Here is a 20,541-nt window from a genome sequence, read left to right as displayed (position 1 = left end):
GACAGATCGGCCTACTCGGCCGCATCGAGAATGGGCGTCACCGCGACCTTGAATTCCTGCACCGGCGTCACGCTTCTGGAACGGTAGATCAGGCAGGAGCAGCGCAGCAGCGAGGCGAAGTTGTTGACTTCGCCATGGTGGTCGAGGACCTCGTTATAGAGCGTCGTCAGGAATTTGCCGAGGCTCATGCTCTCCTTGGCGGCGATCTCCTCCAGCGTGTCCCAGAAGGCCATCTCCAGGCGGATCGAGGTGCAATGCCCGTCTATTCGTAGCGAGCGGGTCTGGGACTCGTAGTCGCGTTGGGGCTGATGCGCGAAGAGATGGCACATGGCGTCCTCCCGTCCTGTTGCCATTTTTTCACGATGCTACACCCGCGCCCGACGCCTCACAATCATGACCCGCCGCAGGAGATCGGCCCATCGCCGGCGCGCGATTTGTTCGAACGTCCAATGTCTTCAATGTGATAGACACCCTCCTTCCCCAGCCCGGCACGATGTTGTTGCTCAACACATGCTTTTGACGCAACACGGCTTAAGATAGCAGCGACACGCGAATCCAACACTGAGCCATGCCCGTCCGCCAACTTCCAGAGCAAGTCGTCAACCGCATCGCCGCCGGCGAGGTGGTCGAGCGCCCGGCGAGCGTGGTCAAGGAACTCATCGAGAACGCGATCGATGCCGGCGCGAGCCGGATCGACGTGTTCACCGATGGCGGCGGACGGCGGCGGATCGGCATCACCGACGACGGCGGCGGCATGACCGCGGGGGATCTGTCGCTTGCGGTCGAGCGCCATGCCACGTCCAAGCTCGATGATGAGGACCTCCTGCAGATCCGCACGCTCGGGTTCCGCGGCGAGGCGCTGCCCTCGATCGGCTCGGTCGCGCGACTTTCGATCACGACGCGGCATGCGAGCGAGCCTCACGCCTGGGCGCTATCGGTTGAAGGCGGCGACAAGTCCGAGATCATGCCGGCGGCGCTGGCCCACGGCACCCGCGTCGAGGTCAACGACCTCTTCTACGCGACGCCGGCCCGGCTGAAATTTCTGAAGACCGACCGCACCGAGGCCGAGGCTATCCGCGAGGTGGTGCGGCGGCTGGCGATGGCGCGGCCCGATATCGCCTTCACGCTGGCCGGTGAAGAGCGCGCGCCTGTGACCTGGGCCGCGGCGCTGCCCGGCGCGGCCGGCCGCCTGACGCGGCTCGGCGATATTTTGGGGGCGGAGTTTCGCAGCCATGCCATCGAGGTTCACGCCGAGCGCGAGGGCGTGGTGGTGGCTGGCTACGCCGCAGCGCCGGCGCTGACGAAAGCCAACGCGCTCGGGCAATATCTCTTCGTCAACGGCCGTCCGGTGCGCGACAAGCTGATCCTCGGCGCGGTGCGCGCGGCCTATTCCGATTATCTGCCGCGTGACCGCCATCCCGTGGTGGCGCTGTTCGTCACGCTCGACCCGCGCGAGGTCGACGCCAACGTGCATCCGGCCAAGACCGAAGTGCGCTTCCGCAACGCGGGTCTCGTCCGCGCATTGATCGTGCATGGATTGAAGGAAGGGCTCGCGCGCGAGGGCCGGCGCACGGCCGCCAACAGCGGCGGCAGTGCGCTGTCCTCGTTCCGACCGGCCTTCACACCGCGGCCCGGCAATTGGGACTGGCGGCAGTCGCCGTCGGCACCAACGGCGCCGCTGCCCTCGTTCGATGGCGCCGCCGCGCCCGCTTTCGCAGAACGCGCGCAAGCCGCGTTCGATGTCGGCGCGCCGATGGCCGACGTGCGGATCGAGACACAGCCCGTGGGAGATCTGGTCGATCGCCCACTCGGGGCCGCCCGCACGCAGATCCACGAGACCTACATCGTCTCGCAGACCCGCGACGGGTTGATCATCATCGACCAGCATGCTGCGCATGAGCGCATCGTCTATGAGCGGCTGAAGGCGTCGCTGGCAGCGAACGGCGTGCAGCGGCAGATCCTGCTGATCCCCGAGATCGTCGAGATGGACGAAGCCACGGTCGAGCGGCTGCTAGCGCGCGGCGACGAGCTTGCTTCGTTCGGGCTAGCGATCGAATCCTTCGGCCCCGGCGCGGTCGCGGTGCGCGAGACGCCGTCGCTGCTTGGCAAGACCAACGCGGGCGGCCTGTTGCGCGACCTCGCCGAGCACATGGCCGAATGGGACGAGGCGCTGCCGCTGGAGCGCCGGTTGATGCACGTCGCCGCCACCATGGCCTGCCACGGCTCGGTGCGCGCCGGCCGCCGGCTCAAGCCGGAGGAGATGAACGCGCTACTCCGCGAGATGGAGGAGACGCCGAACTCCGGCCAGTGCAATCACGGCCGGCCGACTTACGTCGAGCTGAAGCTTGCGGATGTCGAGAAGCTGTTCGGGCGAAGGTAGCGCTCGAACTCGTAGGGTGGGCAAAGGCGCCTTGCGCCGTGCCCACCATCTTTCCATGATTGCGAGAGAAGCGGTGGGCACGGCGCGCGAAGAGCGCGCCTTCGCCCACCCTACGATTTCTTCAGGAACACGAACTCGGTATCGTCATAAGCGCGCCGCTCCAACTCCTCGTATCCTTCCGGTGCAGCGAACTGTGCGGCTTTCGCCTCCTCGACGACCAGCAATGCGCCCGGCGTGAGCCAGCCATCGTCGCGCAAGCTCGCGAGCGCCTGCTCGGCAAAACCCTTGCCATAGGGAGGATCGAGGAACACCAGCGAGAACGGCTCGACCGGATGCGCAGGACCGAGATCGGTCGCGTCGCGACGATAGACCTTGGTCACCCCGCCGAGGCCGAGCGCTTCGACATTGTTGCGCAGGAGCGCACGCGCCTCGGCACCGTTGTCGACGAACAGCGTGAACTTCGCTCCACGCGAGACTGCCTCGATCCCGAGCGCGCCGGTACCGGCGAAGAGATCGAGCACACGCGCATCTTGAATCGGATCGTCGTACGCATGCACGAGGATGTTGAACACGGACTCGCGCAGGCGATCCGCGGTCGGGCGGATGTCGCGCGAGGACGGTGAGGCGAGATTGCGCCCCTTCAATCGGCCGCCGACGACGCGCATTAGCTGGGCCACCCTGCGGCAACACGAAAGGTGCGCTCCCCTCCCCCTTGCGGGGAGGCGTTGGGGAAGGTGCCACAAGCGCAGACCTCGCCCGGGGCACCCTCCTCCCTAACCCTCCCCCGCAAGGGGGGAGGGAATGAGAGAGTGCCGAATGAACGAGCGCAATTCACCTCAATCCTCCCGCGGCTTCAGGTCGCGTTTGCCGTGATAGCCGCGCTTGGGCCGGCGCGGCGGGCCGTAGCCGCTGGCTTCCCACTCGTTGCGCTCCCGTGCCTCCTCGCTGCCGGTGCGCTGCACCAGCACGCGGCGGCCCTTGCGGTCGTTGATCACCGCCCTCTTGCTCACCGGCTTCTTCTCGCGCGGTGCATCGTCGTGATCGCGCGACGAAGACTTCTGCGGCACATCGAACTGCGCGCCCGACTTCTCGATCACCTTGTCGCCGAGCTGCTCGCGCAGCACGCGGGACTTGATCTCGTCGACCTGGCCTTCGGGGATCTCGCCGAGCTGGAACGGGCCGTAGGAGACGCGGATCAGCCGGTTCACCTCGAGCCCGAGATGGGCGCAGACGTTGCGCACCTCGCGGTTCTTGCCCTCGCGGATCGCGAACACGAGCCAGACATTGGCGCCCTGGTCGCGCTCCAGCGTCGCCTCGATCGGACCGTATTTGACGCCCTCGACCTCGATGCCGTTCTTCAGCTCGTCGAGCTGTGCCTGCGTGACGTCACCATGGGCGCGGACGCGATAGCGGCGCAGCCAGCCGGTATCCGGCAACTCGAGGGTGCGCGCGAGTCCGCCATCATTGGTGAGCAGCAAGAGACCTTCGGTGTTGAAGTCGAGCCGGCCGACCGAGATCAGCCGCGGGAGGCCTTCGGGCAGATTGTCGAACACGGTCGGACGCCCCTCGGGATCGTCATGCGTCGTCATCAGTCCGCGCGGCTTGTGATAGAGGAACAGCCGGGTGCGCTCGCGCGGCGGCAACGGCTTGCCGTCGACGGCGACGACGTCGTTCTGCGTGACGTCGAGCGCCGGTGAGTTGATGACGCGCCCGTTGACGGTGACACGGCCCTGCGTGACCATCTCCTCGGCATCGCGGCGCGAAGCGAGACCTGCACGCGCCAGCACCTTGGCGATGCGCTCGCCGGCCTTCTTCGGCTTCGGCGCCTCGTCGCGACGCGGCCGACCCTCGAAATCACGATCGCGCTCGCGATAGGCGCCGCGGCCGCCAAAGGCCGGGCGCCTGGTGAAGATCTGGCTGTCGTCCTCATTGTCGCGGCGCGGACGGTCGCGGAAGCGGCCCTCGCTGCGCGGATGCTCGTGCCAGTCGGAGCGGCCTCCTGCGCGATCCTCGCGCGAGCGACCGAACCTCGGGCGGTCGTCGCCAAAACGCTCCTCGCGCGAGCGCGGGAAGCGTGGACGATCCTCACCACCCTCGTCGCGCCGCCGGGAGAAGCGCGGACGGTCCTCTCCGCGCCCGCCTTCGCGGCGGTCGTCGCGCTGACGCCAGGGCTTTTCGTCGCTGCGGTCGCGGCCGCCAAAATCCTTGCCCAGGCTCTTGCCAAAATTCTTGCGAGGCCGATCGTCCCGGTCGCGCGGGCGGTCGCCGAAGCTGCGCTTGCGATCGCCGAAGTCGCGTTTGCGATCTTTGCCCTCGAAGTCGCGATCGCGGCCAAACTCCTTGCGCGGCCGGTCCGAGCCGCCTCGCGAAAACTTGCGGTCCTCGAATCGCCGCTCGGAACGCTCGCCGCGCGGCGCCCGCTCGTCGGAAGCGAATTTCGGCCGATCTCCGTGCGCCTTGAACGGACGGTCGCCACGCGGCTTGAAGCTGCGTTCGCCGCGATCCTCGCGCCCGCGGTCGTCACGCTTGAAGCGCGGCCGGTCGCCGAACTCGCGGCGCGGCGCGTCGCCCTCCTCGCGGCGGCGGAACGGGCGGCTGTCGCGGTCGCCGCGGGACGGGCGCTCGTCGCGGTCGCCCTTGCCGGCAAGGCCACGCTTGGCGAACTTCTTCTCCGGCCCCCTCGGCTTGCCGGTGCGGCCCTTGAATGATCCCTTCGGCCCGCCTCGGTCACGCCGGCCGCGCGGGGAATCGTTGTGTTTGTCGCTGTCGCGGGGCATGAATCGTCTCACTTAGGGAATGGTCAAAGGGCATTATGCGCGCTCATTCCGAGCCGCATGCTCAGGCAAAACCGGTATCCACTCTTGCTGAAGGCGGAGCTAGTAGCAGGTTTCTGGCGATGATACGAGGCATGAAAGCCCCTTCTTTCATGGATTTGGCGCTCAAGACGGCAGAAAACGCCGGAAAATCGGGCGAAGTTCCGATCGGGTGCGTGGTGGTCCGCAATCACGAGGTGATCGCCACCGCGGCCAACCGGACGCTGACCGACCACGACCCCACGGCCCATGCCGAGATCATCGCGCTGCGCGAGGCTGCGAAAAAGATCGGCAGCGAGCGCCTGGTGGACTGCGATCTCTACGTGACGCTGGAGCCCTGCACCATGTGTGCGGGCGCGATCTCGTTTGCAAGGGTCAGGCGACTCTATTACGGCGCCGCCGACCCCAAGGGCGGCGCGATCGAGTCCGGCGTGCACTTCTTCGCCTCGCCCACCTGCCACCATGCACCGGAGGTCTACTCCGCGGTCGGCGAGAGCGAGGCGGCGCGGCTGCTGCGGGAGTTCTTTCGGGAGCGGCGGTAAGTCCCTCCCGCGCACCGCTGTCATGCCCCGGCTTGACCGGGGCATGAAGTACGCCGCGGCCTCTCGACCAATCACTACCGTCTCGGAGTACTAGATCGCCCGGTCAAGCCGGGCGTCCAGTGTGGATCAAGCGGAGAAGAACTCGCGCAACGCCTTGGCGATGACTTCCGGATTCTCCTCCGTCAGGAAGTGTCCGGAATCCACCGGCATGCCTTCGACATTCGTGGCCCATTGTTTCCAGGTGTCGAGCGGGGTGGCGGCGGCTTGCGCCACGCCGGCATTGCCCCACAGCGCCAGCATCGGGACGGTGATCTTCTTGCCGGCTGCGAAATCAGCCTTGTCGAGGTCGTAATCGAAATAGGCGCCGGCGCGGTAGTCCTCGCACATCGCGTGCACGCGGGCGGGATCGCGGAACGGCGCGATGTAGTGCTCGAGCGCGCGCTTGTCGATCGCGTCCAGCGTCTTCGACTTGGTCTGGCTCGCCATCTTGAAGCGCAGGAAGAACTCGCCGTTGCCTGAGATCAGCGTCTCCGGCAGCGGATAGGGCTGCGCGAGGAAGGTCCAGTGATAGATCTTCAGCGCATACTGCCGGTTCATCCGCTCCCAGTAATTATAGGTCGGCAGGATATCGAGCACGGCAAGCCGCGACAGCCGGCCGGGATGATCGAGCGCGAGGCGGTACGAGACGCGGCCGCCGCGATCGTGGCCGGCCAGCGCAAAGTGCACATGGCCGAGCTGCTCCATCGCTTCCACCATGGCCTTCGCCATCGCGCGCTTGCTGTAGGGGATATGCAGCGCATCGCTCTCGGGCATGTCGGACCAGCCATAGCCCGGCAGGTCGGCGATGATCAGCGTGAAGGCGTCCGCAAGCTGCGGCGCCACGCGGTGCCACATCACGTGCGTCTCGGAGAAGCCGTGCAGCAGCAGGAGCGGCGGCCCCTTGCCGCCGATGCGCGCGAAGACGCGGCCGAAGGAGGTGTTAATCCACTCGGAGGCGAAGCCCGGATAGAGGTCGGCAAGATCGGACATGGCTTCGTTCCTTCCAATGGTCATTTGCGAGCGCCCCCAACCAACAAAATGTCGAAAACAACCCCATGCAAAGTAGCATGGTGGTCGCCGGCGAGGGACGCTAACCCCAATCCCTAATTGCGCTTTTTCGGAATGTCGATGAGGCGGAACGGTGACATCCGAAAATCCCGATTCCGGATCGGCGCGCATCGCGCGCCGATGGGAAAAACGGCTGTCAGCCCTTGGACTTCTCCGCTTCCACCGCCTGCCAGCCGATGTCGCGGCGGCAGAAGCCTTCCGGCCAGTTGATGCGGTCGATGGCCTGATAGGCGCGCACCTGCGCCTCCGTTACGGTCTTGCCGAGCGCGCAGACGTTGAGCACGCGGCCGCCATTGGCGAGGATCGCACCGTCCTTCGCGACCGTGCCGGCGTGGAAGATCTCGACGGTGTCGACCTTGGCGGCCTCGTCGAGCCCGTCGATGCGCGTACCCTTCCGGTAGTCACCGGGATAGCCCTTGGCGGCCATCACCACGGTGAGCGCGGATTCCGGATACCAGCGCAGATCAAAATGCTTCAACTCCCCGTCGCAGGCGGCGATGAACGCCGGCACGATGTCCGACATCATGCGCAGCATCAGCACCTGGCACTCGGGATCGCCGAAGCGCACGTTGAACTCGAACAGTTTCGGGCCCTGCGTGGTCAGCATGATCCCGGCATAGAGCACGCCACGGAACGGCGTGCCGCGCTGCTTCATGCCGGCGACCGTCGGCAGGATGATCTTGGCCATGATCGCATCATGGATCGCAGGCGTGACCAGCGGCGTCGGCGAATAGGCGCCCATGCCGCCCGTGTTCGGGCCGACGTCGTGGTCGAACACGCGCTTGTGGTCCTGGGCGGAGGCCAGGGGTATCGCGGTCTCGCCGTCGCACAGCGCGAAGAAGCTGATCTCGCGGCCCGGCAAGAATTCCTCGATGACGACCTCGGCGCCGGCTTCGCCAAAGGCGCCCTCGAACATCATGGCGATGGCGTCCTCCGCCTCGCGCACGGTCTTGGCCACGACGACGCCCTTGCCGGCGGCAAGACCGTCGGCCTTCACCACGATCGGCGCGCCCTGGCTATGGACGTAAGCGAGCGCATCAGCGGCCTTGGTGAAACGCTTGTAGGCGCCCGTGGGAATGCCGAATTCAGTGCACAGCGCCTTGGTAAAACCCTTGGAGCTTTCGAGCTGCGCCGCCGCCTTGCTTGGCCCGAATGCCTTGATGCCGGCGGCGGTGAGGTCATCGATGATGCCGGCCGCAAGCGGCGTCTCCGGGCCGACCACCACGAGCTCGACCCCGTTCTTCTTGCAGAACTCGATCACGGCGGCATGGTCGGCGACATCCAGCGCCACGCATTCAGCCTCGCGCGCGATGCCGGCATTGCCGGGCGCGCACCAGAATTTGGTCACCAGGGGAGAGGCGGCGATTTTCCACGCCAGGGCGTGTTCGCGGCCGCCAGAACCGAGCAGAAGGATGTGCATGATAGGCCCAGATGTTGTTGCCGCAATGCGGCAGTGCGGTTTAGCATGGTCCCGTTCCACCGCAACAAGGCTGCCGCCTCGCCGTGTGGATATATGGTTGCCCGCGCAGCCCTGGGCCGGTAACCCTGCGCAAACAGCCCGAATCGAGCCTGAATGCCGCCTGCGGAACAACTGCTCAACGCGCCCGAATTCACCGTCTCCGAGCTCTCGCTGTCCCTGAAACGGACGGTCGAGGACGCCTATGGCCATGTCCGGGTCCGCGGCGAGATCTCCGGCTTTCGCGGCGCCCATTCCTCCGGGCACTGCTATTTCGCGCTCAAGGACGACAGCGCCAAGATCGAGGCAGTGATCTGGAAGGGTGTGCACAGCCGGATGCGCTTCAAGCCCCAGGAAGGGCTCGAGGTCATCGCCACCGGCAAGCTCACCACCTATCCGGGGTCCTCGAAGTACCAGATCGTGATCGAGGCGCTGGAGCCGGCCGGCATCGGCGCGCTGATGGCGCTGATGGAGGAGCGCAAGAAGAAACTCGCCGCCGAGGGCCTGTTCGACGAAGCGCGCAAGCAGCTTTTGCCCTGGCTGCCCGAGGTGATCGGCGTCGTGACCTCGCCGACCGGCGCCGTCATCCGCGATATCCTGCACCGGCTCGAGGACCGCTTCCCCCGTCGCGTGCTGGTATGGCCGGTGCGCGTGCAGGGCGAAGGCTCGGCCGAGCAGATCGCGGCCGCGATCCGCGGCTTCAATGCGCTGCCCGAGGGCGGGAAAATCCCGCGGCCCGATGTGCTGATCGTGGCGCGCGGCGGCGGCTCGCTGGAGGATCTCTGGTCGTTCAACGAGGAGATCGTGGTGCGTGCCGCGGCCGAGAGCATGATCCCGCTGATCTCGGCGGTCGGGCACGAGACCGACATCACGCTGATCGATTTTGCCGCCGACAAGCGCGCGCCGACACCGACGGCGGCGGCGGAGATGGCCGTGCCGGTGCGCAGCGATCTCTTCGTCGAGGTCGCCGACCTCGCCCGCCGCACCCGCGCCTGCTGGCAACGCGGCCAGGAAAGCCGCCGCAACGAGCTGCGCGCCGCCGCACGCGCGCTGCCGGCCGCAGGCGATCTCCTCGCCATTCCGCGGCAGCGGCTGGACTCTGCCGGTGCTGCCTTGCCGCGCGGGCTCAAGGCCAATACCCATGCGCATTTCCGCCGCTTCGCCGCGAGCAGCGCGCGGCTGACGCTGCGCGTGCTGCACGGCCAGATCGCGCAGGCCGATCATCGGCTCACCGTCTGCGGCGAGCGGCTCGGCCTGTCCGCGCGTTCGCTGCTGCGGCAGCGGCGCGACCGTTTCGGCGGGCTCGAGGTGCGGCTGCGCGCCTCGCGCCTGTCCAACGCGCAGGCGCAGCGCAATGCGATCGCGCGGCAATGCGAACGCACGCAGCGGCTTGCCGAGCGCGCCGGCCGCGCGCTGGCGACGCTGCTGCAGCGGCTCGATGCCCGCGTCGAACACAGCGGCAAGCTGCTCTCCGCCTTGTCCTATCGCAGCGTGCTCGCGCGCGGCTTTGCCCTGGTGCGCGACGAGGCCGGCCATCCCCTGCACTCGGCTGGCGCAGTCGGGCCGAATGCACGGCTCGAGATCGAGTTTGGGGATGGACGCGTGGGCGCGACAGCGGATGCCGATCGCCCCGCCCCGGCCGCAAACCCGGCGCCAGCAGCACAGCCGAAGCCGGCGTCGCGTGAGTCAAAGCCGGCGCAGAAGCGCGTGGCCAAGCCGGTGGATCAGGGCAGCTTGTTCTGAGTGCGGCGCACTCTGTCATTCCCCGCGAAAGCGGGGAATCCAGTACCCCGCAGCTTCTCAATGAACTACGGACGTCTCGGAATACTGGATCGCCCGATCAAGTCGGGCGATGACAGCGAGTGGGACGCGCATACCACAAACTCCCTGTCGTCCCGGCGAAGGCCGGGACAACGTTGAGGACAGTGTTTTGCGGTCTCTCAACGCCGTCATTGCGAGGAGCGCAGCGACGAAGCAATCCAGAGTCTCTCTGCGGAGGGATTCTGGATTGCTTCGCTGCGCTCGCAATGACGGAAGGCGGGGCAGCGACCGGGCGTCGCCTCAGCGGCAGGACAATCCCGCGTCGATCGTGGTCCAGAAGCCGCAATGTTCCGGTGCGAGTTGCGGCGCGCCGGCGCGGGCTTCGAAGAGGAAGATCGCGATGCTGAAGACGACCAGTGCCGAGGAAAAGAGCAGGACGCGGTGGCGCATGGGATCTGCGTTTAATCGACTTCATGGTCGAACTATGGCGTCACCGTTTGCGCTGAAACAGGCCTTGGTTCCATCCGTAGATTCCCGGTCGGCCATCATGTTCCGTGCAGGGCGGTGGCCGATGCGGGGCCGCCCGCCTCACATTGTTCCTCGGGTGGCCCCGCTTCGCCGGAAAGGGCAGGAACGCGTAGCCCGCATGAGCGTAGCGATATGCAGGATCGTGCCGCATATTGAGGTCCCGGGTGTCGCTTCGCTCATCCGGGCTACGAAAGGCGCTCACCGCGCCAACCACTCCGCGACTTCCTTCTGCGCTTCCGCGCGCGCTTCGGTGTCGGTGCCGAGATGACCGCGGTCGGGCGTGGTGGCGTCGGTGCTGCCGGCGAGGGCGTGCACCGGCAGGTTGGCGCGGTCGAAATCGTGATAGGCGCCGGGATAGACCACGATGCGCGCGAGCGCGCTGCGGCCATGCGCGCCGTCGACCATCTGACGGCAGGCCGGCGGCGACGACACGTCGTCATTGCCGCCGATCAGGACCAGCGTCGGCACTCTGGTACTCCAGCCGAGGCCCGCCGAAATCCGACAATCCGGATAGAAGGCGACGGCGGCGCGAAAATCGGGCCCGGCGTCGCGCGCCGCATTCTGCGGGCGCACCGCCCAGAGCAACGCGCTGGCGCCGTTCGCCCAGCCGATCAGGCTGACGCGATTATGCGCCACCCAGGTCTGCTTCATCAGCCAGGCACGCGATGCCACGATGTCGGCGACGCGCTCGCGCCGCGCCTTGACGTGCCCTTCCTTGACCCGGCATTGCGCCCCGACCTCGCGCGAGCCGTAGCTGTCGGGCAGCAGCACCGCGTTACCTGTCTTGAGCAATTGCAGGGCCCAGTCGCGATAGCGTGGCAGCACTGGATCGGAATGGCCGCCGAGCCCGTCGCAGCCATGCAGCGCAATCACGGTCGGAAATGGTCCCGCACCGTCGGGCTTGTAAAGCTGCGCATGCAGGATCCCGCTCGAAACGGGAATATCAACCTGTTGCGGCACGGGCGCCGGCGCCGCATGGGCGGCGGGCAGCACAAGCGCCAGGAACAGCGCGATTGACGGAAGGCGCATCAGACTTTGCCGTGAGTAAGTGGGGCCAGCGATCCTTCGCGTGAGCACTATCATGCGGGAACGGCGGCAAAACATCACAAACCGGTGGGTTTAACGGGCGGACAAGGCACCCTATTTGTGCTAATCGGACTCATCACATTCGCCCACAATGGGCCTTCCACGGAGACTTTCGACCAGTGCTGAACAAGTTCGGTCCCTCGGGCCATGGCGAGGCGCAGGTGCAATATCTCGACGGCGACTTCCGCGTGATCTCGCCGGGGACCTATGTGCGCTGCGCCGTAACCGACACGCGGATCCCGCTCGACGAGTTGAAATATTGGAGCGTGGACCTGCAGGAGGCCTACGCCACTCCCGCCGCGGTGCTGCAGCGGCATTTTCCCGGCGCGCTGAAGCCGCAGCCGTAAGGATCGCGCCTGGTGCCTATTGCTCCGCGCCATCGGTGCCAACACAGGTTTTGACGAAAGTCTTGCGGGGCTCACCAACGATCTTCTGATCGATCGCCTGCTTCAGGCAGTCGAGCCGCGCCTGGGCCATGCAGAGCTGCATCTGGTCCCGCTTGTCCTGTCCCTTCAGGTTTTGCGTCGAGCTGAGACACGTCACGCGCTTGGTCGCGGGAACCGGCACCGTAGCGCTCGGGGAAGTCGGCGCGGCTGCAGGCGGCGAGGCCGTCTGCGCAAGGGCGGACGCAACAATCAGACACACAAGGGCGCCGACAACGGTCGCGGACGGCAGTTTCATCGAACTCTCCTGATCGAATTTAACTCGATAGGAGCTGCGCGATGAATGTCGGGTGAATACCAGGTGCCGTAGGGCGACCGCCAATTCCGTGTCTGACCTTCCGAAAAAGGTGTAAGGTGTTCTGGGGTCACGGTTCCGGCGCAGCGACTTGTCGGCGTTCACCGGTGCAGGAGGCGAGCATGACCCTCGTATGGCTTGGTGTGCTCCTTGTTTTCGGCGGCGTGCTCCAGATGGCGTCTCAGCCGATCTGGCATGGCCGATTAAGTAGCACGAGGCGGCTTCCCGGGCGCGACACGCTGGAACCTACAAGACCGGGTAGCGGCTTCGGCATTAAAGCGAATTGGCCTGGACTTGTGATGGTCGCGCTTGGCGGCGCCTTCTTGCTGGCCGGAGCTGTCATCTGAGTCATCTAGGAGTTTCTATTCGACGTTTACCGGGTGAGCGACAGCATAACCTCTGGCTTCCCGACGAGAACGGTGTGATGCGCGAAGCCTTTCAGGTTGTGCCCCCGACATAGACATCAGCCGGCCCGCCTCAATCCAGAGCTCGCACCATCAGCCAAGGCAAAAATGGCAAAGCGCCTTCAACGACCGCCATTGATCCGAGCGGAATAGCATCCAGGAGACGCCACGGTCCGGAGCTCCCGACCTGTTTGCCGGGTGAGCACGTCCCGCTCCTGCTTGCATCGGTGTCCTGGTCCATGCCAGATCGCCCTCTTGAGCTGCTGCTACTGCCGTTTGCGGCGAATTCCTTTGTCCAGCCTAATCGCTTCCCTGCTCTTCCGCCGCGCCGGCCTCATCGACTGCGGCGTCGGCAAGTCTTGGCAGACTGAGGCCTCAATCCTTCTTCCTGCACAGTTTCTCTAAAATTGTCTCGTTCGCGTTGGGGCGAGCTTAAGTCGTCCTGCATCAACCTGCGTCCGGGAAAAAGTAGCAAGCCTCCCAGGGAGAAGACATGGAGCGCCGGAGACTCTGCAGCCGTTCATTCAATGCACCATTGTGCCGGCCATGGGGTAATGCTCATAGGCACGAACGGACGGCCGGCCTGTTTCGGCAATTCGCTCGAGACCAGTCGGGCAGCTATGTCATCATTTCAGCACTGCTGATGCCGGTCCTGGTCGGCACAGCAGGGCTCGGCACTGAAGTGGGATGGTGGTACTACAAACACAAAAATATGCAGAGCGCGGCTGACTCTGGCGCCGTAAGCGCTGCAACAGCGGCAAGTGCAGGCACCGATCTTTTGTCCGAAGCCAATGCGGTTACGGCAAACTACGGTTATACGAACGCGGTGAACAACGTCACGGTTACGGTGAATCAACCGCCGAAAACAGGCAATTTCACATCGAACCCGCAGGCGGTCGAAGTCATCGTGAGTCAACCGCAACCGCGGCTGCTGTCAGCTTTGTTCGGCTCGGATCCCGTACTCATCACCGCGCGCGCGGTCGCCCTGCCCAATTCCGGGACGGGCTGCGTACTTGCACTGAACGCGAGCGCGAGTCCCGCCGTCAACGTCAGCGGCGGCAACCAGCTCAACCTGATCAAGTGCAACCTCTATAGCAACTCGAGCGCGAGCCCGTCGCTCAACGTTGCCGGCAGTGCGTCGGTCTCCGCCAATCAGGTCGGAGTGGTTGGCGACGTCTCCGGCGCGAGCAGCATCACGGCGACCAACGGCATTAAAACGCACATACTGGCGGTCGCTGACCCCTATGCGAACGTCTCTCCTCCATCGGAGCCGAGTTGCGATAACAAGAAGTACACGATCAACGCCAATGGAAAGACAAACTCCCTTGATCCCGGCTGTTACAGCGGCAGCATCACCGTCAATGCTGGTGCGACATTAAATCTGAACCCCGGAAACCTTAATCCCGCGATCTACTATCTCGACGGCGCGAACTTGAGCGTGGCAGGCAATGCCACGATCACAGGTAACAACGTGACCCTTGTCTTTACAGGTTCGGGAAGCAACTGGGGCACCGCTTCAATCGGCAGCAACGCGACCATCAATTTGACGGCACCGACTACCGGCTCCACGAAAGGCATCGTCATGTATGGCGACCGCAATATGCCGGCCGGGACTGCTTTTAATCTCACCGGTGGCAGCACCCAGAACTTCGGCGGTGCCATCTACCTGCCAAAGGCCAACCTGAGCTTCAGTGGCGGTAACGGCACCAGCACGTCCTGCACCAAGATCATCGCGGATACGCTGACGTTCAGTGGCACCTCGAATCTTCAGGTCAATTGTACCGCGCTCGGCACCGCGACGATCGGCTCGCAAACCGCGCAACTCATCGAATGAGGTTAGCCCCAATGCAAACCCAGAAGTCCTCATCCCAGAGCCGCAGCCGATTGCTTGAGTCTCTAGCGGGGCACTTGCACGCTGCCGTCAGCGACAGACGTGGGGTTGCGGCCGTCGAATTCGGCATTATGATCCCGTTGCTGTCTCTGATGGTCGTTTCAGTGACCGATATCGGGCTCGCACTCTATCGCAAGATGCAGGTTGAAGATGCCGCACAAGCGGGAGCGCAATACGCAATCGCGCGCGGCTTTGATACGAATGGCATTTCCAGCGCCGTAACAAACGCCACGAATTCCACAGCCATCACTGCTTCACCCGGGCCGGTCAAATTTTGCGGATGCCCAACGAGTACGGGAGTTAGCGCTGTCAGTTGCGGTGCGGTTTGCACCGGCGGCGCGCAGGCCGGAACATATGCGACGGTTTCGGCGCAAGCGACGTACTATACGCTCATCAACTACCAGATCGTGGCGGCGACATACTCTTACAGCGCCCAGTCCACCGCGAGGCTGCAGTGAAACTCACGGCGTTATGGCAAGACATTCGGGGAGCGTCCGCGCTGGAATTTGCCCTGACCGCTCCGGTGTTTTTCCTGTTCATATTTGGGATCATCGAATTCGGACTGCTGTTTTGGACCCAGCTCGGGCTTCAACATGGAACTGAGATGGCTGCGCGTTGCGCAACCGTCAACAGCACGCTCTGCCCAAGCGGCAGCGCCATAACGAATTATGCTGCCCAGCAGGCGTTCGGCCTCACGCTCCCAGCGGAGACATTCACCTATTCCAGCTCAACATGCGGCAACCAGGTAAGCGCGAGTTATTCGTTTCAATTCCCGCAAATTCTCAATCTGTCCCCAGTGATGCTGACTGCCCGGGCATGCTTTCCGAGTTGAGCTCGTGGACAGGCCGCTTGCCCACCCGACGCGATCATCGCCTGCCGCCGCACTTCGTCTTGCGCCAAGAGCAGTCTGCTCACATTGTCGGATTCGCAGGTTCCGTTTTTGCGAAGAGCACGAACTGCCGAGTTGCCATGTGGAATGATCCGTTTGCGGACGCCTCGTCGCTTCATCCTTCCGTCTAATGGCGATCCTGCCGAACCTGAGCGAGACTAAAAGAGTCAGGGGGGCGAGGGAGCACCCCAATGACTGCAATGTCACCTACCGATCGGCCCGCGGAGCGGGCCTCCGAAGCGATCCGTTGGAGCCAACTGATTGTCGGCATCATCTGCATGGTGATGATCGCCAATCTCCAATACGGCTGGACGCTGTTCACAATTCCCATCAGTCAAAAGCAAGGCTGGAACCTGGCCTCGATCCAGGTGGCATTCACGCTTTTTGTGCTGTTTGAAACCTGGCTCGTGCCAGCCGAGGGCTACCTCGTCGATCGTTTCGGGCCGCGGATTGTGGTGTTTGCAGGCGGGTGCCTTACCGGACTCGCCTGGGTTCTCAACTCCGCCGCAGATTCGCTTGCTATGTTGTACATCGCTCAGATCATCGGCGGCCTGGGCGCGGGCGCCGTTTACGGCACCTGCATCGGCAACGCACTCAAATGGTTTCCCGACCGCCGCGGCCTCGCGGCCGGGCTGACGGCCGCAGGCTTCGGCATTGGTTCAGCTCTCACGATCATTCCCATTCAAAAGATGATTTCCACACATGGGTACGAGGCCACGTTCTTCACCTTCGGTATCGGTCAGGGCTTGATCGTGGTGGTGCTGTCGTTGTTGCTGTTCGCACCGCGTCATGGACAGACTCCGGAGGTCTCGACCAGCGGGCTCGTCCAGCAAAGTCGCATTCAATACGAACCGCTGCAGGTGCTCAGAGAGCCGACGTTCTGGGTCATGTATGCGATGTTTGTGCTGATGGCGGCGGGCGGGCTGATGGCAACGGCGCAGCTCAAGCCCATCGCCAAGGACTTCCATCTCGACACCGTGCCGGTCACGCTCATTGGCATCACTCTGCCCGCGTTGACATTTGCATTGACGATCGATCGCGTTCTCAACGGATTGACGCGACCGTTCTTTGGCTGGGTTTCCGATTTCCTCGGGCGGGAAAACACCATGTTCATCGCCTTCCTGCTGGAGGGCGCTGGCATTTGGGCTCTGTACGTTTATGGGCAGAACCCCCTGGGGTTCGTGCTTCTAAGCGGGGTCGTGTTCTTCGCCTGGGGAGAGATCTACAGCCTCTTCCCAGCCACCTGCACCGATTGCTTCGGCGCCGCCTACGCCACCACGAATGCGGGCTTGCTCTACACCGCGAAAGGAACGGCCTCGTTGCTGGTGCCGCTCGCCAACGTGTTGGTGATGGAGACTGGAGGCTGGAGAAGCGCCTTTATCATCGCCGCGCTCTTCAATGTCGTTGCCGCCCTGATGGCCATCTTCGTGCTCAAACCAATGCGGCAGGATCTGGTGGCGCGCCGGCGCGAAGAGCCCGCGTGGGCCGCTGGACCGCAGCCGGAGCACCATCCGCATGCATCACATCAATCCGGTTGATGCGGTATGTTCTTCTGACTTGCGGAATGTGAGGACACAGGCTTCCGCCTTCGCTCTTTGAGCTGCCGGCGGACAAGTCGCCCTGCCCAGCTTGCGCGATCATCGCGCGCTGAATCGTCGCTCGCGCGCCTTGTAGAGATGGTCGCTGATCAAGCGGGGGAGCGCCGCCGCGTCGCCGAACTCGAGCTTGACCGCGAACGGCACGATGCCATCAGGCACGCCCTCGCTGCCGCGTAGGCGTGAAAAATCCTTTTCGGTGGTCACGAGCGTGAGCTGCTCGCGTCTGGCGTCCGCCACCAGTGCGGCGATCTCGGCTTGCGAGAACATGTGATGATCGGCGAAGGGACGCGTCCGCGCGACATCGATGCCGCTGGCCCGCAGCGTGCGGAAGAAGCGTTCGGGATCGCCGATGCCGGCGAAGGCCAAGACCTGCTTGCCGAAGAGCCGCGCAATTGAGGCGGCGTCCGGCTTCAGGCGGGCGCGCAGCACCGGCCTCTCGCGCGCGGCGATCTCCGCCGCGACACCCTCGGCGGCATGGCCGTCGCCGATCAGCACCAGCGCGTCGGTGCGCGCAAGCTGGCCCTTCAGCGGCGCGCGAAGGGGACCGGCGGGAAACACCTTGCCGTTGCCGAGACCCCGCTCACTGTCGATCACGACCAGCGAGACATCCTTCATGAGGCGCGGGTTCTGGAAGCCGTCGTCCATCAGGATGACGGTCGCGCCTTTCGATTTGGCGAGCGCCACGCCGTCGAGGCGGTCGCGCGCGACCGCAACCGGCACGTCGCGCACCATCATCAGAGGCTCGTCGCCGACATCGGCCGCAGTGTGCCGCTCGCGATCGACCATCACCGGACCCTTCAGGCGCCCGCCATAGCCGCGGCTGAGCACCACCGGCGTTTCGCCGAGCTCGCGCAAGACGTTCGTCAGCGCCAGCACGGTCGGCGTCTTGCCGGCGCCGCCGACATGATAGTTGCCGACGCAGATCACGGGGATGCCGGCGTCAAAACCCTTGCGTGCCATGCGTCGCGCCGCGATCGCGCCATAGAGCGTGCCCAACGGCTGGAGGAGATGCGACTTCGCGGAACGTGGCCGGTACCAGAAGGCCGGCTCACGCATTGGCGGCTCCCATCTCGATCCGCAATTGCATCAGATACGGCTCGAGCGCGATCATGGTGCGATCGAGCGCACCGCCGAGCCGCTCGACCACGCCCGCGCCAGCGCGCTGCATCTTGTCGCGCACGGCGGGATCAGCCAGCAATTGGCCGAGTTGCTTCACCAGCGCTTCCTGCGTCTCCGCCTGCCGTGCCGCGCCGCTTCCGTCGAGCGCCTCATAGACGTCGGTGAAGTTGAAGACGTGCGGACCATGAACGATCGCCGCACCGAGCTTGATCGCCTCGATCGGATTTTGCCCGCCATGTCGGATCAGCGATCCGCCCATGAACACGATGCTCGAGAGGCGGTAGAACAGGCCAAGCTCGCCCATGGTGTCGGCGACGTAGATGTCGGTTGTGGCGCTCGGCAGCTCCTCGTGCGAGCGCAGGGCCGGGGTCAAGCGCGAGGCCGTGACCAGGCCCGCAATCGATTCGCCGCGGTCCGGATGGCGCGGCACGATCACGGTCAGGAGCTGCGGGAAGAAGCCAGCGAGGCTGCGATGCGCCGCCACCAGCATCTCATCCTCGCCCGGATGGGTCGAAGCCGCGACGATGATCGGACGGCCCCGCGTCATTGCCATCAGACGCTCGAGCTTGACGAAGTCGGCGGGCGGCGCCGGCACATCGAGCTTCAGATTGCCCGTGGTGACGACGTCACGGCCGCCGAGCGCAGAAAAGCGCTCGGCATCGGTCTTCGATTGCGCGAGACAGATGTCGAAGCGCGACAAGAGCGCCGAGATGGTGCCGTGCATCCGCCGCCAGCGCGGGAAGGAGCGGTGTGACATCCGCCCGTTGATCAGCACCATCGGCAGCCGGCGCGCCGCGCTCGCCAGGATCAGGTTCGGCCACAAGTCGGATTCGATGAACAGCGCCAGCGACGGCTTCCAGTGATCGAGGAAGCGCGCGACATAGCGCGGGGAATCATACGGCACGTATTGATGGATGACGTCGGGCGGAAAGCGCTTTGCCACCACGGCGGCGGAGGTCACGGTGCCCGAGGTGAGCAGGATGCGCAGATTGAAATCGCGTAAGCGCTCGATCAGCGCGGCCGCGGCCAAGACCTCGCCGACGCTCGCGCCATGGATCCAGACCAGCGGCCCGTGCGGCCGCACATCCTGGGACAGGCCGCGCCGCTCGCCGACGCGCGCGGGGTCTTCCTTGCCCTGCTTCAGCCGCCGCTTGATCAATGCAGGCGCGAGCGGCACCAGGCCGCTGGCGAGGCGTTGATACATCCGCAGCGTCATCGGCAGCGAATTAGGCATCTTCGGGTCCCGGCCGGCCGAGTTGCGCATAGGCGCGACGGGTCGCTTCGTTCAACGTGTCTTCCAGCTCCTGCCGCAGCGCTTCCATGGTGGCCGCGTCGGCATCCGGTGGAACGTGGATCTCCTTGATGCCGACCAATGCGCCGCGTCCGAACGGCAAATTGATGGTGGTGCGGTCCCAGTTCTTCAGCCGGATGAAGCGACTGGTCGCCATCGCGAAAGGCATGATCGGCCGCCCCGATTCCCGTGCCAGCATGATGATGCCGAGCCCGGCCACGCGCGAGCGCTTCGGGACATCGGCGGTGAGAGCGACATTACAACCGTCCTGGAGCGTTCGCACCATCTCCTTGAAGGCGCCGACCCCACCTTTGCGGTGGAAAGCTCCGCCATGATCGCCGGAACCGCGGATGGTGCCGATCCCGAGCCGCTCGGCGGCAATCGCGTTGAACTCGCCGTCGCGGTGGCGCGAGATCAGCACCCTGGCCTTGTACCAGTCCTTGTTCTTGATGAAGGGGGTGAGGAAATGCTGGCCATGCCAGAAGGCGAAGATCGCCGGGATCTGCGGCTCGACGCGCTCATAGACATCAGCCGGATCGAACGTGAACTTGTTGGTCCGCCAGACCAGCCGCAGATATTCGGCCGCCAGGATCCCGACGGCACGCTGAAACAAGCTGCTTCGCAGCGTATTGCGAAGCAGTCTCTTCAACGTGCCGGCTTCGGTTCTTGACCCGGGTCGAGCAGCCGGTGGAGATGGACGATGAAGTAGCGCATCTGCGCGTTGTCGACCGTCATCTGCGCCTTGGCCTTCCAGGCGGTGTAGGCGGTCGCATAATTCGGATACAGGCCGACGATATCGACGTCGTCCAGGTTCTTGAAGGTGTTGTGCTCGAGGTCGACGAGCTCGCCGCCGATGACGAGATGAAGCAGTTGTTGCTGCGGGGCGTTATCTGGCATGGGTTCTCTTCCTAACAGGCTGCCCGGCAAACATTGTTCGA

Annotated in this window: 20 protein-coding genes; 8 read left to right on the top strand and 12 right to left on the bottom strand. The window is 64.8% G+C overall.

The annotated features are described in order from the left end of the window. Positions 1 to 11 precede the first annotated feature (11 nt). The gene (locus tag MTR72_RS08715) at positions 12 to 329 is read right to left on the bottom strand and encodes a ribbon-helix-helix domain-containing protein (RefSeq protein WP_280968421.1); all 318 of its coding nucleotides are present in this window, start codon (positions 327 to 329) and stop codon (positions 12 to 14) included. 239 nt (positions 330 to 568) lie between these two features. On the opposite strand from MTR72_RS08715, the gene mutL reads away from it, so the two are divergent. Next, the gene (gene mutL, locus MTR72_RS08710; protein WP_280968420.1) at positions 569 to 2,380 is read left to right on the top strand and encodes a DNA mismatch repair endonuclease MutL; all 1,812 of its coding nucleotides are present in this window, start codon (positions 569 to 571) and stop codon (positions 2,378 to 2,380) included. Positions 2,381 to 2,490: 110 nt separating this feature from the next. On the opposite strand, the gene rsmD is transcribed toward mutL, so the two are convergent. Together rsmD and MTR72_RS08700 are read right to left on the bottom strand one after the other, a co-directional pair. Continuing rightward, a complete protein-coding gene (gene rsmD, locus MTR72_RS08705) occupies positions 2,491 to 3,045 on the bottom strand; it encodes a 16S rRNA (guanine(966)-N(2))-methyltransferase RsmD (RefSeq protein ID WP_280968419.1) in 555 nt (184 codons plus the stop codon). 171 nt (positions 3,046 to 3,216) lie between these two features. Continuing rightward, on the bottom strand, positions 3,217 to 5,157 hold the full coding sequence (locus MTR72_RS08700) for a pseudouridine synthase (RefSeq protein WP_280968418.1): 1,941 nt from the start codon (positions 5,155 to 5,157) through the stop codon (positions 3,217 to 3,219). A 119-nt stretch (positions 5,158 to 5,276) separates the two neighbouring features. On the opposite strand from MTR72_RS08700, the gene MTR72_RS08695 reads away from it, so the two are divergent. Continuing rightward, positions 5,277 to 5,735 carry a nucleoside deaminase gene (locus tag MTR72_RS08695; protein ID WP_280970843.1) on the top strand — a complete coding sequence of 153 codons (459 nt, stop codon included), beginning with the start codon at positions 5,277 to 5,279 and terminating at the stop codon, positions 5,733 to 5,735. A gap of 126 nt (positions 5,736 to 5,861) precedes the next feature. On the opposite strand, the gene MTR72_RS08690 is transcribed toward MTR72_RS08695, so the two are convergent. Together MTR72_RS08690 and purD are read right to left on the bottom strand one after the other, a co-directional pair. Next, on the bottom strand, positions 5,862 to 6,764 hold the full coding sequence (locus MTR72_RS08690; protein ID WP_280968417.1) for an alpha/beta fold hydrolase: 903 nt from the start codon (positions 6,762 to 6,764) through the stop codon (positions 5,862 to 5,864). 214 nt (positions 6,765 to 6,978) lie between these two features. Then, a complete protein-coding gene (purD, locus tag MTR72_RS08685; RefSeq protein ID WP_280968416.1) occupies positions 6,979 to 8,262 on the bottom strand; it encodes a phosphoribosylamine--glycine ligase in 1,284 nt (427 codons plus the stop codon). Positions 8,263 to 8,415: 153 nt separating this feature from the next. On the opposite strand from purD, the gene xseA reads away from it, so the two are divergent. Continuing rightward, positions 8,416 to 10,041, top strand: coding sequence for an exodeoxyribonuclease VII large subunit (gene xseA / locus MTR72_RS08680; RefSeq protein ID WP_280968415.1), 1,626 nt, complete (start codon positions 8,416 to 8,418; stop codon positions 10,039 to 10,041). 318 nt (positions 10,042 to 10,359) lie between these two features. Here the strand turns inward: xseA and MTR72_RS08675 are convergent, their stop codons facing one another. Together MTR72_RS08675 and MTR72_RS08670 are read right to left on the bottom strand one after the other, a co-directional pair. Beyond that, positions 10,360 to 10,509, bottom strand: a complete 150-nt coding sequence (locus MTR72_RS08675) for a hypothetical protein (RefSeq protein ID WP_279375094.1) — start codon at positions 10,507 to 10,509, stop codon at positions 10,360 to 10,362. 276 nt (positions 10,510 to 10,785) lie between these two features. After that, on the bottom strand, positions 10,786 to 11,616 hold the full coding sequence (locus MTR72_RS08670) for a dienelactone hydrolase family protein (protein ID WP_280968414.1): 831 nt from the start codon (positions 11,614 to 11,616) through the stop codon (positions 10,786 to 10,788). A 176-nt stretch (positions 11,617 to 11,792) separates the two neighbouring features. Between MTR72_RS08670 and MTR72_RS08665 the strand changes: the two genes are divergently transcribed. Next, positions 11,793 to 12,020, top strand: a complete 228-nt coding sequence (locus tag MTR72_RS08665; protein ID WP_027551939.1) for a DUF2093 domain-containing protein — start codon at positions 11,793 to 11,795, stop codon at positions 12,018 to 12,020. A 16-nt stretch (positions 12,021 to 12,036) separates the two neighbouring features. On the opposite strand, the gene MTR72_RS08660 is transcribed toward MTR72_RS08665, so the two are convergent. Further along, the gene (locus MTR72_RS08660; protein ID WP_280968413.1) at positions 12,037 to 12,354 is read right to left on the bottom strand and encodes a hypothetical protein; all 318 of its coding nucleotides are present in this window, start codon (positions 12,352 to 12,354) and stop codon (positions 12,037 to 12,039) included. A gap of 954 nt (positions 12,355 to 13,308) precedes the next feature. Between MTR72_RS08660 and MTR72_RS08655 the strand changes: the two genes are divergently transcribed. From MTR72_RS08655 to oxlT, 4 genes are all read left to right on the top strand, one after another. Then, positions 13,309 to 14,649: a pilus assembly protein TadG-related protein gene (locus MTR72_RS08655; protein ID WP_280968411.1), complete on the top strand. Its 1,341-nt coding sequence runs from the start codon at positions 13,309 to 13,311 to the stop codon at positions 14,647 to 14,649. 11 nt (positions 14,650 to 14,660) lie between these two features. Beyond that, positions 14,661 to 15,164, top strand: a complete 504-nt coding sequence (locus tag MTR72_RS08650; RefSeq protein ID WP_280968410.1) for a TadE/TadG family type IV pilus assembly protein — start codon at positions 14,661 to 14,663, stop codon at positions 15,162 to 15,164. Beyond that, positions 15,161 to 15,538 carry a TadE/TadG family type IV pilus assembly protein gene (locus MTR72_RS08645; RefSeq protein ID WP_280968409.1) on the top strand — a complete coding sequence of 126 codons (378 nt, stop codon included), beginning with the start codon at positions 15,161 to 15,163 and terminating at the stop codon, positions 15,536 to 15,538. Before MTR72_RS08650 ends, MTR72_RS08645 begins: the two co-directional genes overlap by 4 nt. A 257-nt stretch (positions 15,539 to 15,795) precedes the next feature. After that, complete coding sequence (gene oxlT / locus MTR72_RS08640; protein ID WP_280970842.1) at positions 15,796 to 17,133, top strand: oxalate/formate MFS antiporter; 1,338 nt, start codon at positions 15,796 to 15,798, stop codon at positions 17,131 to 17,133. Between the two features lie 99 nt (positions 17,134 to 17,232). On the opposite strand, the gene lpxK is transcribed toward oxlT, so the two are convergent. The 4 genes from lpxK to MTR72_RS08620 are packed head-to-tail and all read right to left on the bottom strand — an operon-like array spanning position 17,233 to position 20,500. Then, positions 17,233 to 18,249 (bottom strand): tetraacyldisaccharide 4'-kinase, encoded by a 1,017-nt coding sequence (gene lpxK / locus MTR72_RS08635; RefSeq protein ID WP_280968408.1) that lies wholly within the window; start codon positions 18,247 to 18,249, stop codon positions 17,233 to 17,235. Continuing rightward, a complete protein-coding gene (locus MTR72_RS08630) occupies positions 18,242 to 19,576 on the bottom strand; it encodes a 3-deoxy-D-manno-octulosonic acid transferase (RefSeq protein WP_280968407.1) in 1,335 nt (444 codons plus the stop codon). Before MTR72_RS08630 ends, lpxK begins: the two co-directional genes overlap by 8 nt. Further along, positions 19,539 to 20,252, bottom strand: coding sequence for a lysophospholipid acyltransferase family protein (locus MTR72_RS08625; protein ID WP_280968406.1), 714 nt, complete (start codon positions 20,250 to 20,252; stop codon positions 19,539 to 19,541). The genes MTR72_RS08630 and MTR72_RS08625 overlap by 38 nt, the downstream gene beginning before the upstream one ends. Continuing rightward, positions 20,249 to 20,500 carry a DUF4170 domain-containing protein gene (locus MTR72_RS08620; protein WP_280968405.1) on the bottom strand — a complete coding sequence of 84 codons (252 nt, stop codon included), beginning with the start codon at positions 20,498 to 20,500 and terminating at the stop codon, positions 20,249 to 20,251. Before MTR72_RS08620 ends, MTR72_RS08625 begins: the two co-directional genes overlap by 4 nt. Positions 20,501 to 20,541: the final 41 nt, after the last annotated feature.

It is taken from the genome of Bradyrhizobium sp. ISRA442, assembly GCF_038085055.1.
Classification (GTDB): domain Bacteria; phylum Pseudomonadota; class Alphaproteobacteria; order Rhizobiales; family Xanthobacteraceae; genus Bradyrhizobium.
The sequence above is the reverse complement of the archived record's forward strand: the minus strand, read 5'-3'. Positions and strand labels throughout refer to the sequence as shown.